Below are 16,341 nucleotides of genomic sequence, written 5' to 3'. Positions count from 1 at the left end.
ACCGGCGCCGTTCTTGGAAAAGGATCGAAGTGCGAGCCGGACTTCGTTGTCGAATGATCTCGACTCGGTCGCAATGACTGGTGAGCGGTACGCTTCTTGAAGGTGTCCGTCACGATGATTGCGTGACGTTGCCCCAAGCCTGCGTTGGGCTGCCTGCACCCGACCGCACCTGCGACAAAATGCGACTTCTCTCCCGCGTGCCTGCTGTTACCCTCGGCCCACGAACCTTAAGCGCAGGAGAGAGCCCATGAGCCGTCTCGATCGTCGCGAATTCGTGGCCGCACTGGCAGCAGTGCCCGTGGTGGCGTCCCTGTTGCCCGGCTGTGCCCGGGCGCAGGCACCAGCTTTCAACACTCGGCCGCTCAAGCCGGCAGGCGAAGTGCCGGTGGTCGGTATCGGCACGGCGCGGCTCTACCAGGATCCGCAGAGCGAAGCCGACTATGCCCCGCTGAAGGCGACGCTCGTTCGGTTTGCCGAGCTCGGCGGCAAGGTGATCGACACTGCGCCGTCCTATGGGCGAGCGGAAGAAGTGCTTGGCAAGCTTACGAGCGAGCTGGGCATCCGCGACAAGCTCTATCTTGCGACCAAGGTCGGGGCGGATTCTCTCGACGCCGGCAAAGGGCAGATCGAGCAATCGTTCAAGAACCTGAAGACCGACTTCATCGACCTGATCGCCGTGCACAACTTGCGCGATACCGCCAACCACCTCGCCTACTTGCGCGAGCTGCGCGATGCGGGGCGGATCGGTGCGGTCGGGGTCACTTCTTCGTTCGACGGGCAGTACGAACAGTTCGCCGCGGTCATGGAGCGCGAGCAGCTCGATTGCATCCAGATCGACTACGCGCTCGACAACCGCAACGCAGCGCAGCGCATCCTGCCGCTGGCGCAGGAGAAAGGCATCCCGCCGATGATCAACCTTCCGTTCGGGCGCGGGAGCCTGTTCCAGGCGACGCAGGGCAAGCCGCTGCCCGATTGGGCGGCGGAGATCGGCGCGACGACTTGGGCGCAGGTGTTCCTCAAGTACATCATCTCCCATCCGTCGAAGCCGATCGCGATCCCCGGGACCGACCAGGTGCGCTACGTCGACGACAATCTCGGCGCGGCACGCGGTCCCCTGACCGACGCAGCGCTGAGGACGAAGATGGAGCAATTCATTGACGGACTCTGACGGCGCGAGCCCTCGCAAGGGGCTTGCCCGTCTGATTGCAGCCGAGCCGGCGGAAGTCCCGGCCGTCGCCGGCGGGTTCCTGCTCTTCTTCATGCTGTTCGCAAGCTATTTCATGCTCCGCCCCGTGCGCGAGACGTTCGCCATCGCCGGCGGGGTCGACAACCTCCAGTGGCTGTTCACCGCCACCTTCGTCGCCACGCTGACCGTGGTGCCGCTGTTCGGCGCGATCAGCCGGCGCGTGGCCCGGCGCAAGCTGATCCCGGTGACCTACGTATTCTCGGCCGTGGTCATGGCCGGGTTCGCCGCCACGCTGCTGGCGATGCCGGGAGATGTGTGGGTCGGGCGAGCGTTCTATGTCTGGCTCTCGGTCTTCAATCTGTTCACCATCTCGATCGCCTGGAGCCTGATGGCGGATGTATTCAATGCCCGGCAGGCTCACCGGCTGTTCGGCCAGATAGCGGCCGGAGCCAGCCTAGGCGGCCTTGTTGGACCCATGTTGAGCACGCTGCTGGTCGCCTCGGTCGGCCACGCCGGGCTGCTAATGATTTCGACTGGGCTGCTGCTGGGTACGCTGGCCTGTGTGCAATACCTTGTGCGCTGGAGCGACCGCCGACCCACCGATCGAACGCCCGCCAGCTGGAGCCGCCCGGTCGGGGGAGAAATCTGGGAAGGGTTCACGCTGATCGCGCGCTCGCCCTACCTTATCGGCATCAGCCTGTTCGTGCTGTTGCTGACCGTGGTTTCGACCTTCCTCTACATGGAACAGGCGCGGATCATGGACGCGACCTTTCCCGACCCAGTGCGGCAGACTCAGGTGTTTGGGACCATCGACTCGGTGGTCCAGGCGCTGACGATCGGGGTGCAGTTCTTCCTCACTGGCCAAGTCGCGCGGCGGATGGGCGTTCGCGCAGTGCTCTGCGCGGTGCCGGTGATGATGGTGTTCGGGTTCGGCTTGCTCGCCTTCGCGATGAGCTTCCCGGTGTTCGTCGCCGTGGTGATCCTGCGCCGGGTTGGTGAGTACGCCTTCGTCAGGCCGGGCAGGGAGATGCTGTTCGCCCCGGTGGACGAGGGCACCAAGTACAAGGCCAAGAACACCATCGACACCGTTGTCTATCGCGCTGGCGACCTGCTGGGGGCCTGGGTCAATTCACTGCTGCTCCTGATCGGCTCCAGCACGCTTGTGGCCATCGCGGGGGCCGCACTCGCCGGAGTGTGGGGTGTGCTCGGCTACGGCATCGGCCGACGGCACGATCGCGAGACGGCCAAAGGCTGAATTCCGGGCAAGGTGCGCGAAAGTCACAGGATTCTCACGCCCGTTATAATTCATCGATTCAGCGATTGATAATGAGTTTGATTCTCATTAGTGGCTCGCCTCAAGGGGCCCGGCATCAAGCGGGGCCGGGTCAATGAGGTCTCCATGCGTATCGCCCGAGTTCTGCTGCTTTCCGCCACGATGCTGTCCGCCGTTCCGGCATTCGCCCAGGATAACTCCGCGACCAACGATGACGAGGAGCGCATCCTGGTCACTGCCGACTATCTGCGCAGCGGTTCTTCGACCAAGACCGACACCCCGGCGATCCAGGTGCCGCAGCCGGTCACGATCATCTCGGATGAGTTGTTCAACGCGCAGGGCGCGATCTCGATCAGCGATACGCTGAACTACGTCGCCGGCGTCCAGGCCAACCCCTACGGACCCGACAGCCGCGTCGATGGCGCCATTATCCGCGGCGTCAACGCGATGCAGTTCCGCGACGGCATGCGCGACATCTTCAGCTACTACGCCAGCATCCGTTCGGACCCGTACAACTTCGACAGCGTCCAGGTCCTGCGCGGCCCGTCGTCGGTGCTGTTCGGCGCCGGCTCCACCGGCGGCATCATCAACATGAACTCGAAGCTGCCGCAGTTCACGGAATCGGGCGAAGTCCTGCTCCGCTACGGTTCGTTCGATCGCTTCGAGGCGCTGGCCGACTACACGGGCCCGATCAGCGATGACGTGGCCTTCCGCGTGGTCGCTCGCGCCCGCGATGCCGGCACCCAGACCGACTACGTGCCCGATGACCGCGTGCTGTTCGCCCCCTCGATTACCTGGGCGCCGGACATGGACACCTCGATCACCTTCCTCGGCATGTACCAGGAGGACGACGGCGGCTCGACCGCACAGTTCCTGCCGCTGGTGGGCACGATTCTGCCCAACCCGAACGGCCAGCTCCCCAGCAACCTGTTCATCGGCAAGCCCGGCTGGGACCGCTACGACGGCCGCCTGCTCGAAGGCACGATCCTGGTGGAGCATCGCTTTTCCGATGCGTTCAAGATCAACTCGCGTGCGCGCTACATCGACAGCGACCTGACCTACTTCACGCACTACCCGGACAGCTACTCGAACCCGACGAACCCGTTCGTCGATCCGGATCAGCGCATCATTGGCCTCTATTCCGACGGCAGCGTCGCGCGGATGGAAATCTTCACCACCGACAACAACGCCCAGTTCAACTTCAACACCGGTGCCCAGGTCGAGCACCTCCTTCTTGTCGGCGTTGACTTCAGCTGGAACCACGTCCGCAAGGTCGGTGGCCACGGATACGAGTACATCGACATCTACGACATCGATTACGACGCCATTTCCGATCACGATGGCGGTATGCCCCAGCCTTCGGGTCCGGCTGAGGATGTCGAACAGCAGCAGATCGGCTTCTACCTGCAGGATCAGGTCCGCATGTGGGACCGCGTCTCGCTCGTACTCGGCGCCCGCTATGACGATGTGTGGTCCACCACGTTCAGCGGACCGCGGGTGAAGGACGACGCGTTGACGCTCCGCGCCGGCATCATCGGCGACGTGGTCAAGGGCGTTTCCCCGTTCTTCAGCTACACCGAGAGCTTCGAGCCGATCGCCGGCACTGCCAGCAACGGCGAAGCCTTCATCCCCCAGCGTGGCAAGCAATTCGAACTCGGCATCAAGCTGCAGCCGAACGAAGCCAGCATGGTCACGCTGACGGCGTACCACATCAAGGAAACCAACCGTCCGATCGACGATCCCAGCACGGCCGATCCGTTCGACCAGATGCAGGCCGGCCAGATGACCTCGAAGGGTTTCGAGTTCGAGGCCACCACGGTCCTGCCGGGCAAGTTCCAGGTGATCGCCAACTACAGCTACAACGACGCAACCCTCGACGGCAGCGATCAGCAGCTCGACGACGTGCCGAAGCACAACGCCTCGTTGTGGCTGTCGCGTCCGTTCAACCTGACCGACGACGCAACCCTGACGCTGGGCGGCGGCGCGCGTTATCAGGGCGCCCACACCTCGTACGGCTTTGCCTTCCCCGACGGCATCCGCACTCCGGATAACCTGCTGTTCGACGCCTACGCTTCGATCGACTGGCTCAAGTGGAGCTTCTCGCTCAACGCCACCAACCTGACGGGTAAGGACTATTACTCGGCCTGCCTGGCGCGTGGTGACTGTTTCATGGGCGCCGAACGCAACGTGTTCGCGACCGTGGGTTACCACTTCTGATGGGGGGAGCTTCGCCGATGCTGTGGCTGTCAGTCGCACTCGGCGTGGCTGGCGTCGGAGCGCTCCGCTACGCGTGGTCGCTGCCCCGACGCTCTCCCATCGCGAACGGGACTGGGTGGGCCTTGCTCGGGCTCTCAGGGATCCTCGCGGCCGTGACCGACGGCGCTTGGGGCGTATCGGTCGCAGCCCTCGGTGCGATGCTCATCGCCTTTGTCTTCCTGGCGGCTGCGGGAATTCGCTCGCCGCAAAAGAGCGCCAAGGCCTCAAATCGTCGAGTGGGCATGCTGCCGGAACAGGGTGAGCCCAAGCGGATCGGCCGCCGTGTCGTGACGTTTCTGCTGCTCATCGTCGCCGGCTTTGCCGTGTCGGTCGGCCTCGGGGTCGCTTTGCGCGGCCTTGGCGGTCTGCTCGGCTGGAGCGAGTCCAACGCCAATGTCCTTGCCCTTTACTCGGTGCCAGTGACGTGGTCGGTATTGGTAACCGTGATGTTGTTGCAGCAAAGCCGCCGTAGCCAGGTCCTGACCTTGCTGGCCTGCTGCATCCCCGTGCTGCCCGTGCTCGTTAGCGGAGTTGTCCAATGACCGTGGCGCCTGAAACTTCGACCGTGAAGCGCGCGCTAACCGCCCATGCCGCGATCGGCCTGTTGGCCGGGGCACTGCTCTATCTAGTGTGCCTCAGCGGCAGCCTGCTGGTGTTCTACGAGGAATGGCAGCGCGTCGAAACGCCCGCCGCGCCGCAGATGACCGCCATCTCGCCGGAAGCCGTGCAGCGCGGGATGGAAGCGATGCTGGCGCGTGAGGCGGGCAAGACCCCGACGACCCACTTCTACGTCGATATGCCGCTCGAAGAACTGCCCACGACGCGCGTCATCACCGACACCGAGTCCTTCAACCTCGATTCCGAGGGCCGCCTTACCGGCACGGAAGACATCGAGTGGTCGAACTTCCTCTACGCCCTGCACTACACGCTCAACATCACAGCCGCGAACGGCCTGCTCGGCATCACGCTGGTTGGCATCCTAGGTATGCTGATGTTGGCGCTCGCAATCACCGGCGTGGTCGCCCACCCCAAGATTTTCCGCGACGCCTTCCGCCTGCGCACCCGCCACACAGGCGGCGTGGCGATGGCCGACTGGCACAACCGCTTGAGCGTCTGGACCCTGCCATTCGGCATCGCGCTGTCGCTGACCGGGGCCGTCATCGGGCTGAGCTCGATCAGCGCCTATGCGGCCGCCGCCGTGTTCTACAAGGGCGACGTCGAAGCGCTCTACGCCACGATCTTCGGCGAGGAAGGCGAGCCCAACGAAGCCAAGGCGCCGCTGCCGGATGTCGTCACCCCGCTACGCTACATGGCGGCGAACTATCCCGACGTTCGGGTTACCTACGTGACGGTGCACGAGCCCGGCACCGCCGGCCAGCAAATCCAGATAGTCGCCGAGCATCCTCGCCGGCTGATCTTCGGCGAGTATTACATGTTCGACGCCAAGGGCAATTTCACCGGCACCGCAGGCCTTTCCGACGGCGAGCTCGGCAGCCAGGCGGCGGCCTCGAACTACAGCCTGCACTTCGGCAATTACGGCGGCCTGACCGTCAAGATCATCTACGCGCTGCTCGGCCTCGCCCTGACCGCGGTCGTGGCGACGGGCAGCTACATCTGGCTCGGCAAGCGCCGTCGCCGCGGGATCGTCGAGCCGCGCCTCCACGCCGCGTGGAGCGCCGTGGTCTGGGGCTCGCCGCTGATGCTGGCCCTGACGCTGATCGCGCGTTTCACCATCGGCCACCAGGCGCCATTCGCCGCGATCTTCTGGATCGGCCTCGCGGTGCTGATAGTCGCGGCGCTTATGGCGCCGAGCCGGATGCCCCGCGCTTTACGCCTGCAGCCGGCCGCCTGAGCCGCCGTATCCCCATCCACACGCCGAGTACGCAGAGCAGCGACACGCCGATCAGCAGCGGCACGGTGACCAGGTCCCAGACCGGCCGGGCCCGGAGCCCGGGGAAGTCGAGGCGGTGCAAGCCGTAGTGCAGCCAGCGATAGGACCGGCTTGGGCCATCGAGGAAGTTCACCAGTTCCCCGGTGCGCGGATCGAAGTAGAGCCTGGTCGCGTCCGCATTGGCGTAGATCACGCGATAGGCCGGCAGGACCACATGTTCGTCCTTGTGGGCGTAGTGGTAGCTGTCGGGGACAGTGATCAATTCGGCCGAGGCGATCCGGGTGGTGGGTTTGGCGATGCGCGCCAATGTCGCCAGCTTGGCATTGTCCAGTGGCGCCGGGGTGAGGCCCGGTAGCGAATAGCGCTCCCGCGAACCGTCCGGGCGCACCAGGATGGCCCACGGCGATCCCTCCTGCACCGAGATCTCGGCAGAGACCACGCCCGGCTGCGGATTGGCGGCCAGCGCCTTGTAGAGCGTCTCGACGTCAGCCGCCTGCAGCGGACGACCCTCGAGGTTCGGGATCACCTCGCCTGGACCGTCGCTTTCGAACCAGCCCCACGGGTTCATCGAGAACAGCCCGCTGGCGACCCAAGTCAGCGTCACCACGCCGAAGATCAGGCCCGTCCAGTGGTGCCACAACGCGATCCCGCGGAACGGCGACCAGCGCTTGCCCTTCCGCCACATGATCAGGCCGACGTAGATGCCGGAGATCGACAGCAAGACGCCCAGCGCCGAGGCGTAGACGACAAGGTTGTACCACAGCGGCTGGATCTCTCTCAGCGCGGTGAAATAGAGCCAGTGCGGCACCGCACCCAGCCAGTTCCAGAACCGCTCATGCGAAGTCGTGTCCTGGATGATCTGGCCGGTCAGGCCGGACACATAGAGCACGGTTCCGCGCTCATCGGCAAAGCTCGCCTTGTAGATCGGCTGATGCTGGCGGAAGCGGCCGTAGACGGTCCACTGGTCGCGGTCGATTTGCTCGACGGTCGGCGGACCCGACGGAACGAACGCGCGGCTCGTGTGCCCGGCAGCGATCCTGCCTGCCGCAGCCGCGTCGATCGTCGGCAACGCGTTCTCACCCAGGCTGGCCAGGCCGGCACTCTCCGGCCCCCGCCAGCGCAGCGCCGGTTGCCCATCGACCATCTCGACCGTAGCGGCCTCAATCGCCACGCCACCCGGCAGCACGACATGGTCGCAACAGCCCGACAGGTCGAGCGGCTGCAGCCCGGCCGCCTGCTCCTCGGCCGACGTGTCGGGGAACGCGACATACATCATCGTGATGCCGCTAATCGCCCAGATGGCCATCAACAGCGCCAGCACGATACCGAGCCAGCGGTGCGTCAGGAACATCATGCGCCGCGCCCAGCGTGCCAGTCGCGTGAAACTGGACATGCGGGGCGCGGCGCGCGGCGCGGGAGAGAGGCCCGCGCCGGAGCTGTTAGAGGGAGACGGCGTAAGTGACATGCAGAGTGCGCGGAGTACCACGGAAGCCGGCGGCGTAAGAGGCATTGGTCACGTCGTCACGCACACGGGTCATCTGCGTGTTGTAGTCGGCGTCGAGCAGGTTCTCCAACCGCAGGCCGATGCGATGACGCTGATCCCGGTCGATGAAGGCATAGGCCGCCACGTCTACCACGGCGTAGTTGCCGTAGTTCACCCGACCGATCGCTGCGACGTTGGCAAAGATATCGCCGACATAGTTGACCGACGCGGTGCCGCCGAAACGGCCGTCCGAGGTCTGCGCATTGAAGATCGCCTTGACCAGGTCGCGGGGGATGTTGACCAGCTGGAGATCGCTCCCGGCCGGTGTGGCCTCGGTGTGGGTCCAGTCGAGCGTGCCGCTGAAGTTCTTGCTGATCTGGGCCGTGACCACCGCTTCCCCGCCCCACATCGTCACCTTGTCGGGTGTGTTGATGATGAAGCCGTCGGGATAGGCCGGCAGGTCGTAAGTGATGCCGATGAGGTTATCGACGTTGCGATAGAAGCCCATCAGTTCGGCATTTATGATCTCATTGGTGTAGCCAACACCGCCTTCGACGTTGAAGCTCTCCTCGCCGACTAGGTCCGGGTTGCCCTGCTCGCAGCACGGGTCGATGACGTAGAGTTCATAGGCGGTCGGCAGGCGGAACGAGGTGCCGACCTGGCCGCGACCGTAGAAGCCGTCATCGCCGCCGTAACGGCCCGAGACGTTCCACACGGTCGCTTCCTGCCCATCGCTCGGCATGTTGTGGCGCACACCTGCGGCAAGGCTGAGTTCGCCGGAGTCGAACTTCACCTGCGCGAACGGCGCGTGGACGCTCTCGCTGGAAGGTGCGATCAGGAACACGTCGTCGAAGCCGCTGTAAGTCTGGAAGTCGTACCCGCCGACGAGGGTGAACTGGTCCGTGGCGTGGAATTCGCCGAGGACGTTGATGCCCTTGTCGTCGAAGCCCCACTTCTCGCCGTCGTTGATGGTGATGATGTTGCCGGTCAACACGCCACCCACCAGCTCGGGCCGCAGGTCGAGGTAGGTCGAATCCCAATCGTGCCAGTAGCCTTTGACGTAGACGTCGAACCGCTCGCTCGGCGACCAGTCGATCTTGAGCGAAGCGATGTCCTCGTTGCGCTTGTTCCAGTTGCGGTAGACGTCCTCCGCCTTGGCGAAGTCGAGCCGACCCTCGATGTGCTGGTACGAGGTGCTGAGGCGGAAGTTGTCCGACGGCTCGAAGGCGTACTTGCCGCCGATCGAGGCGACCTTGTAGCCGCGCTTGCGGTCGAGCGCGCTCGGCTGGGTGTCCTCGTCGCGGAACGGCTGGAAGCCCTTGGCCTCGTCGTAAGATCCGAAGCCGACGAAGTAGTGATCGCCGATGCCGCCGCGGATGTAACCGTTGCCGTGATAACCGTCGTTTGTGTCGTAGCCGACTTCGAGCTGGCCATCGGCCTCCCGAGTGAAGGACTTGGTGACGACGTTGACGATGCCGCCCACCGCCTGGGTGCCGTAGTAGAGGCTCTGGCCGCCCTTCAGCACCTCGATCCGCTCGATCATGCCCGCCGGGATCGTGTCGAGCGGGGTGGTCGAGGCATAGAGCCGGTTGTTGATGCGCACGCCGTCGACCAGGAACAGCACTTCGCTAGTCCGCGAGCCGGTCAGCGAGGCCTGGACGTAGTCGAAGGCGCCGCTCTTCTGGCCAATATAAAGACCGGGCACGAGATTGCGCAGCGCGCTCGAAGTGTCGACATAGCCGGCCTTGTCGATGGCCTCGCCCTCGACGATCTCGAGGCGCGAGCCGTACTTCTCGAGCGTTTCCGGAGTGGATTCCTCGAGCCTCTGCCCAAGGACCACGATCGCCTCGGCGTCATTCTCGTCGTTATCGGCAGAAGTGGAGGCCTGCGCCTCGCTGCTGTCCTGCGCCATCACCGGCGCTGCCACGGCTATCGCCAGCGTGGCTGCCCCGGCGAGAAACGAAACTCTTCCCAAAACTCTCATGACCCTGACTTTCCCCATTTGTGTCCGTCTTGTTGGGGGCGGACCTATGGAGCGTCCTCAGGGTACGTCAGTTATTTACGGTAAAGCGCGGGTTACAGCGACGTTACACCGCCAATCCTCCCTGTGAGGCGCAGCCTCATGGGGAGGGGGACCGTCCGCGAAGCGGATGGTGGAGGGGCTGGCGTCCTTCGACAAGCTCAGGACGAACGGAGGTTATGTTATGGATCCGTTCGTGGTGAGCCTGTCGAACCACTGACGCCTGTCGCCTCCCCATGACCGCTCTGCAGCCACAGGGAGGATTTAGATCAGGCCTGCTTTCCGAGGATCCGTTCCACCTCTTGCTTCTGGTCGGGATACCAGAATTCGAGGTGGCAGCTCTCGCACACACCATCGAGCTGGTCGACCAGCGGGCCAACAGCCGCGGCGTCGTGCTTCCGTGCACCGGTGGCGATGTCGCCCATGTGCCGGGCGAGCGTGTGGGCAAGGTCGCGCAGCTTTTCCGGATCTTCGTTGATCTTCGCCTGGACTTGCGCCGCCGTGTGGCCGCCGATGAGCCCTTCGTCGCCGATCTTTACCCCAGGCTTGGCCACGACCACCGGATCCATCGTCGCGATTTCGAGCGCGGCGTGCTGTACGGCCTCGGCCTTCTCAGCCAGTTGCTCCCAACTCGCGTCGGTCATCTTCGCAGGATCGATGCCAGCCATGTCGGCAATCGCCGCGTTCGAGACATCCCACAGTTCGTCGGCATTCTTGTCGACCTGATCCTTCATCACCTCATGGAAGGTCAGTTGCACGGGCTGCGCCGGCTTCTCCTCCTCTTGCGACGAACATCCGGCCACGAGCGCCAGGGCCGGCAGCAGCCACAATCCCGTTGTCTTCATATTGCTTGCTCCACGCGAGAATCCCCTTCGGATCTCCGGGCGCTATGTGGACCTGCCGCGGTGCGTGGTCAGGTTAATTACCGTTTCGCCGGACGTTACACCAAGGTCGGAAGGCGCCTAACCCGCAGGGCGGTCTGAACTCTCGACGGGGGTTGACGCCGGCGAGGCCCGCCCGCGGCCCTGCCCTACAAGCGTGATGTCGGTCCGGCCATGGATGGCGTCAGAGGCCCCGCCGACCGACAGTTCGATGATGCCGGGTTCGACGACCCATCCCCCATTCTGCCCCCAGAACGCAAAGTGCGCGGCGTCGAGGGTGAAGGTCACGACCCGCGTCTCGCCGGGCTCAAGCGCCACACGGCGAAAGCCGCGCAACTGCTGGACCGGCCGCGATACCGATGCGACCGGATCGCGCATGTAGAGCTGCACGACCTCGTCGCCTGGTCGGGCGCCGGTATTGGTCACCGGCACGGACACCGTCACCCTTCCACCATCGGCCGGAATGATCGCCTGGTCCACGGCAAGCGGACCATAGGCGAAGGTGGTGTAGCTGAGGCCGTAACCGAACCCGTAGAGCGGAATGATCGGCAGATCCATATAGCGCGCGGTATCCTTGGCGAGGTCCGGATCAGCAGGCCGACCGCTCGGCAGGTGGTCGTATGTGTAGGGCACTTGCCCGGTCGTCCGCGGGAAGCTCGCAGGCAGGCGCCCCGCCGGGTTTGCATCGCCGAACAGCGTGCGCACCACAGCCGGTCCGGCCTCGTCACCGAGAAGCCAGGTGGCGAGCACCGCGTCGGCCTTCTCCGCCACTTCGGGGATCGCCAAGGGACGGCCACCCATAAGCACGACCACGATCGGCTTGCCCGTCGCGGCCACGGCCTCGAACAGCTCCCTCTGCGCACCAGGCAGCTCCAGGCTGGACCGACTGCGCGCTTCCCCCGACCAGTCGAAATCCTCGCCCAAAGCCATGACGACCAGGTCGGCGCCCTGAGCCGCAGCAACCGCCTCGGCAATTCCGCCAGTCTCGCTGCTCCGGCTGTCGGCACCGCGGACAAAAGCGACGCCGCGATGGGCCGCTTCGAGCGCAGCCCGCAACGTCACCACGTCCTCCTCCACACCCCGCGCCCGCCAGGAGCCAAGTTGCGAACGCGCATCGTCGGCCAGGGCACCGATCAGCGCGATGCGGCCAGCCGACTTTGCCAGCGGCAAGACGTCGCCCTCGTTCTTGAGCAGCACGATCGAACGCTCGGCGATCCGGCGCGCTTCGGCGCGATGTTCCGGGCTGAGCATGACGGCGGCCTCGCGGGAGGCATCATGGTATTTGTAGGGATCGGTAAACAGGCCGAGGTCGCGCTTGGCCTTGAGGATGCGCATCACCGCTTCGTCGAGCTGCGCCATGAGCGCGGGATCGGCCTCGACCGAGGCAAGCAGGTCCTGGCCGTAGACATCGCTGACCATGTCCATGTCGACGCCCGCCTCGAGCGCCAGTCGCGCGGCCGCGACACGATCGCCCGCGACGCCGTGGGCCATGAGTTCCTCGATCGCATGCCAGTCGGAGAGCAGGACACCATCGTAGCCCCACTCCCCGCGCAACACGCCGCGAAGCAGGGCGGCGTTTCCGGTGGTCGGCACTCCGCCAAGGGCATTGAACGCCGTCATGAAGCTGGCAGTGCCTGCCCTCGCCGCCGCCTCGAACGGTGGCAGGTAAGTCTCGCGCAAGGTTCGTTCGGACAGGTCGGCACCGGCGTAGTCTCGACCGCCCTCCGCAGCACCGTAGGCGCCGAAGTGCTTGGTCCCGGCCATGATCGTGTCAGCAGCGGACAGGTCCGATCCCTGGAAGCCGCGCACTTGCGCCGCAGCCATCGCCGCGCCGAGGAACGGGTCCTCTCCGGCCCCTTCGACGATCCGCCCCCACCGTGGGTCGCGAGCGACGTCCACCATCGGCGCGAAAGTCCAGTGCAAGCCAGCTGCGCTCGCCTCTCGCGCCGCGATCCGAGCGTGGCTTTCGGCCGCCTCAGGATCCCAGGTCGCCGCCATCGCCAAGGGCACCGGGAAAATCGTGCGGTAGCCATGGACCACGTCCATCGCGAACAGCAGCGGGATACCGAGCCGGCTCTCCTCTACCGCCACGCGCTGCAATTCGCGCAGCGGTTCCGCGCCGGCAACATGGAGATAGGACCCCACCTCCCCGCGCCTGACCCGGTCGAGCTCGTCAGGCCCAAGCCGCGAATTGAGCGCTCGCTGCCGCCCACCCATGCGCTGAACGAGTTGGCCGACTTTCTCCGCCGTCGTCATCCGGGCGAGCAACGCGTCAAGATCGACTTCGCTCGCAGTCGCAACCTGGGGGGATTCGCGCTCCTGAGCCAGCATGGGCGCGGCGGGCATCACTAATAATGATAGCGCTACCAATCCGCGGCGCAGGTGCTTGGCCATATTCCCCTCCCGATACCGCGTTTGTCGCGTTCCGCCAGTTTGTGCCTCGTGATGAAAGGCTAGGCCAGTCCCAAATGCGTGCCTTCTCAAAGCCTGACAGGCCGAGGACCAGCCCATGAAAGAGTTCGCCCTGGCCCGCCATCGCTCTCTATATGGGACCGATGATGCACCAGCATACGATCCTCAGCTTCGACACTCACGGCACCGGCCTCTACGAGATCACCGATGAGATCACCGGCTGGCTTGGCGAAACCGGCATCCGCACAGGACTGCTCACTGTGTTCTGCCAGCACACCAGCGCCGGGCTGCTGATCACCGAGAACGCCTCGCCCGCGGTCCACCGCGACATTGTCCGCTGGCTGGCGAAGGTCGCGCCAGAAGGCGATGTTTACGAGCATTCGGATGAGGGACCGGACGACATGCCGGCGCATCTCAAGGCCCTGCTCACCGGCAGCAGCCTGAGCGTACCGGTCGGGCAAGGCCAGATGCTGCTAGGCACCTGGCAGGGGATATTCCTCGCCGAGCACCGGCGCCGGCCGCACCGAAGGAAAATTGTCCTGCACGTATCCGGCAGTTGATCGAAACATCCCGACGCTGCATGCGTTAGGGCGACGCATGCCCATCGACATCAGCGCCCACTTCTCCTTCTCGGTCGATCGCGTGACCGATGTCCTGCTGCAGTTCGAAGCTGCGGCAATCCCCGAACAGCGCGTGTTCGTCAGATCGAGCGAGGTAAGCCAGACCGAACACTTCGCCCGAATTGCGGCGCAAGATGACATCGGCGAGCGCATCTGGCTTCGCGCCGAAGGGCGGATCGAAGTGACCTACGAGGCGCGGGTCGAGGTTGACCGCCTGCTGCTCGACATTGGCGAGCTTGCCCGGCTGGAACCGCATGAGCTTCCCGCAGAAACGGTCCAGTACCTGCTCGATTCCCGCTATTGTCCGGCGGATCGGTTCCAACCCTTCGTTGAAGCCGAATTCGGAGACATCTGCGGCGGGAAGCGCATTCTGGCGATCCGCGACTGGATTGCCGGGAATTTCACGTACACTCCAGGATCGAGCACCACCAACACCACTGCGCTCGACAGCTTTGTCGAACGGCGCGGGATCTGCCGGGACTATGCCCACGTGCTGATTACGCTGGCGCGCGCATCGGCCATCCCTGCGCGTTACTGCAGCGCCTATTCTCCCAGTGTCGATCCGCCAGATTTCCACGCCGTAGCAGAGGTTTTTCTGGCCGACCCGACCACGCCGGGAGGAGGCGCCTGGCACATCGTCGACGCCACGGGAATGGCCGATCCGGCCGACACGGTGAAGATCGGGGTCGGTCGCGACGCTGCCGATGTCAGCTTCATGACGACGTTCGGAGAGGTCGAATTCGGCGATAAAATGGTAGCGGTATCAAAGGTCCCTTGACCTTTGGCCCAAACCATCTGCTATCGCAGTGCAGCGAAGGTCTCGCACAAGTTGGGGGAAGGTTGTGAGTCAATGAAGTCCAGGGCCGACACATTATTGCTTTTCGGTGCCACTGGCGACCTGGCCCAGCGGATGCTGTTACCATCGCTCTGCGCGCTCAACGCGGGGGGCCTGCTCGATCCGAACCTGAAGATCATCGGCACCGCCAGGACGGCGATGGACGACGCCGAGTTCCGCAATTTCGCCCGCGCCGCGCTGGAAAAGTTCCTTCCGGCAGAGCGTCGTGGCCCGATCGCGGAATTCCTCAACCGGCTCCATTACCAGCCGCTCGATGTCACCAACCCGGACAGCTTCGCGGAACTCGCGGTCAAAGTCGGCCCCGAAGGAAAGCGCGTGGCGATCTTCCTGTCGACCGCGCCCAGCCTGTTCGAAGCGACGATCCGTGGTCTGGAAACCGCTGGCCTCGCGGGTGAAGGCTCGCGCATCGGGCTCGAAAAGCCGCTCGGCCTCGACCTCGCCTCGAGCCGCGAGATCAACGACGCGGTGGCGAGCGCCTTTCCCGAGCGCCGCATTTTCCGCATCGACCACTATCTGGGCAAGGAAACCGTCCAGAACCTGCTGGCCCTGCGCTTCGCCAATATCCTGTTCGAGCCGCTGTGGAACGCCCAGCATATCGAACACGTGCAGATCACCGTCGGCGAGACCGTCGGCCTCGAAAAGCGGGCCGACTTCTACGACCAGACCGGCGCCCTGCGCGACATGGTGCAGAACCACATGCTCCAGCTGCTTTCCCTGGTGGCCATGGAACCGCCTAGCAGCTTCGAATCCGAAGCCGTGCGTGACGAGAAGGTCAAAGTCCTGCGCGCCCTGCGCCCTGTCGGCCGTGGCGAGAGCGTAACCGGCCAGTACCGCGACGGCGCCGTCAGCGCGCAGATCGTGCCTGGCTATGACGAGGAACTCGGCCGCGACAGCGAGACCGAGACCTTCGTCGCGATCAAGGCCCACGTCGACAACTGGCGCTGGAAGGGCGTGCCGTTCTACCTTCGCACTGGCAAGCGCATGCCCAAGCGCGTCACCGAAATCCTGGTGCAGTTCCGCGACGTTCCGCACTCGATCTTCAAGGGCGTGCAGACCAAGCCGAACAAGCTGCTGATCGGAATCCAGCCGGAAGAGAACATCACGCTCTCGCTGATGGCCAAGGTGCCGGGCCTTGACCGCGACGGGATCGCGCTACGTGAAGTGCCGCTCGACATCGCCATGCCCGACGCGTTCTCGGGCAAGGAACGGCGGATTGCCTACGAGCGGCTGCTGCTCGACCTGATCGATATGGACCAGACGCTGTTCGTCCGCCGCGACGAAGTGGAAGCGCAGTGGTCCTGGGTCGACAAGATCCGCGAGCTGTGGGGAGAAGAGCGTCTCACGCCCAAGCCTTACGCCGCAGGGAGCTGGGGCCCGAGCGCGGCCATCGCCCTGGCGGAGCGCGACGGGGTAACTTGGCATGAATAGGGCAAACGAAATCCTCTCCCGAAGGGGGAGGGGGA

The 16,341-nt window shown here is 64.7% G+C and carries 12 protein-coding genes; 8 read left to right on the top strand and 4 right to left on the bottom strand.

The features are described 5' to 3' along the window. Positions 1-247: 247 nt before the first annotated feature. From ASD76_RS00460 to ASD76_RS00440, 5 genes are all read left to right on the top strand, one after another. A complete protein-coding gene (locus ASD76_RS00460) occupies positions 248-1,168 on the top strand; it encodes an aldo/keto reductase (protein ID WP_055916929.1) in 921 nt (306 codons plus the stop codon). Then, positions 1,155-2,441 carry an NTP/NDP exchange transporter gene (locus ASD76_RS00455; protein ID WP_055916926.1) on the top strand — a complete coding sequence of 429 codons (1,287 nt, stop codon included), beginning with the start codon at positions 1,155-1,157 and terminating at the stop codon, positions 2,439-2,441. The genes ASD76_RS00460 and ASD76_RS00455 overlap by 14 nt, the downstream gene beginning before the upstream one ends. A 144-nt stretch (positions 2,442-2,585) precedes the next feature. Continuing rightward, positions 2,586-4,676, top strand: coding sequence for a TonB-dependent siderophore receptor (locus tag ASD76_RS00450; RefSeq protein ID WP_055922726.1), 2,091 nt, complete (start codon positions 2,586-2,588; stop codon positions 4,674-4,676). Positions 4,677-4,693: 17 nt separating this feature from the next. Next, positions 4,694-5,257 carry a hypothetical protein gene (locus ASD76_RS00445; RefSeq protein ID WP_156457489.1) on the top strand — a complete coding sequence of 188 codons (564 nt, stop codon included), beginning with the start codon at positions 4,694-4,696 and terminating at the stop codon, positions 5,255-5,257. Further along, a complete protein-coding gene (locus ASD76_RS00440; protein ID WP_055916920.1) occupies positions 5,254-6,567 on the top strand; it encodes a PepSY-associated TM helix domain-containing protein in 1,314 nt (437 codons plus the stop codon). The genes ASD76_RS00445 and ASD76_RS00440 overlap by 4 nt, the downstream gene beginning before the upstream one ends. Here the strand turns inward: ASD76_RS00440 and ASD76_RS00435 are convergent. The 4 genes from ASD76_RS00435 to ASD76_RS00420 all read right to left on the bottom strand — a co-directional run bounded on the left by ASD76_RS00435 (position 6,515) and on the right by ASD76_RS00420 (position 13,384). Next, positions 6,515-7,999 carry a PepSY domain-containing protein gene (locus ASD76_RS00435; RefSeq protein ID WP_156457488.1) on the bottom strand — a complete coding sequence of 495 codons (1,485 nt, stop codon included), beginning with the start codon at positions 7,997-7,999 and terminating at the stop codon, positions 6,515-6,517. The two genes, ASD76_RS00440 and ASD76_RS00435, sit on opposite strands and share 53 nt — an antisense overlap. Before the next feature lie 46 nt (positions 8,000-8,045). Further along, positions 8,046-10,073, bottom strand: a complete 2,028-nt coding sequence (locus ASD76_RS00430) for a TonB-dependent receptor plug domain-containing protein (RefSeq protein ID WP_162249618.1) — start codon at positions 10,071-10,073, stop codon at positions 8,046-8,048. 305 nt (positions 10,074-10,378) lie between these two features. After that, positions 10,379-10,954: a cytochrome c gene (locus ASD76_RS00425; protein WP_055916912.1), complete on the bottom strand. Its 576-nt coding sequence runs from the start codon at positions 10,952-10,954 to the stop codon at positions 10,379-10,381. Positions 10,955-11,071: 117 nt separating this feature from the next. Then, positions 11,072-13,384, bottom strand: coding sequence for a glycoside hydrolase family 3 N-terminal domain-containing protein (locus ASD76_RS00420; protein WP_082553526.1), 2,313 nt, complete (start codon positions 13,382-13,384; stop codon positions 11,072-11,074). A gap of 161 nt (positions 13,385-13,545) precedes the next feature. Here ASD76_RS00420 and ASD76_RS00415 point away from each other — a divergent pair, with 161 nt between their 5' ends. The 3 genes from ASD76_RS00415 to zwf all read left to right on the top strand — a co-directional run bounded on the left by ASD76_RS00415 (position 13,546) and on the right by zwf (position 16,306). Next, on the top strand, positions 13,546-13,962 hold the full coding sequence (locus tag ASD76_RS00415) for a secondary thiamine-phosphate synthase enzyme YjbQ (protein ID WP_055922723.1): 417 nt from the start codon (positions 13,546-13,548) through the stop codon (positions 13,960-13,962). A 37-nt stretch (positions 13,963-13,999) separates the two neighbouring features. Next, positions 14,000-14,800 carry a transglutaminase-like domain-containing protein gene (locus tag ASD76_RS00410; protein ID WP_055916909.1) on the top strand — a complete coding sequence of 267 codons (801 nt, stop codon included), beginning with the start codon at positions 14,000-14,002 and terminating at the stop codon, positions 14,798-14,800. A 72-nt stretch (positions 14,801-14,872) separates the two neighbouring features. After that, positions 14,873-16,306, top strand: coding sequence for a glucose-6-phosphate dehydrogenase (gene zwf, locus ASD76_RS00405; protein WP_055916906.1), 1,434 nt, complete (start codon positions 14,873-14,875; stop codon positions 16,304-16,306). The last annotated feature ends 35 nt before the right edge of the window (positions 16,307-16,341 follow it).

Source organism: Altererythrobacter sp. Root672, assembly GCF_001427865.1.
Lineage (GTDB): Bacteria > Pseudomonadota > Alphaproteobacteria > Sphingomonadales > Sphingomonadaceae > Croceibacterium_A.
The sequence above is the reverse complement of the archived record's forward strand: the minus strand, read 5'-3'. Positions and strand labels throughout refer to the sequence as shown.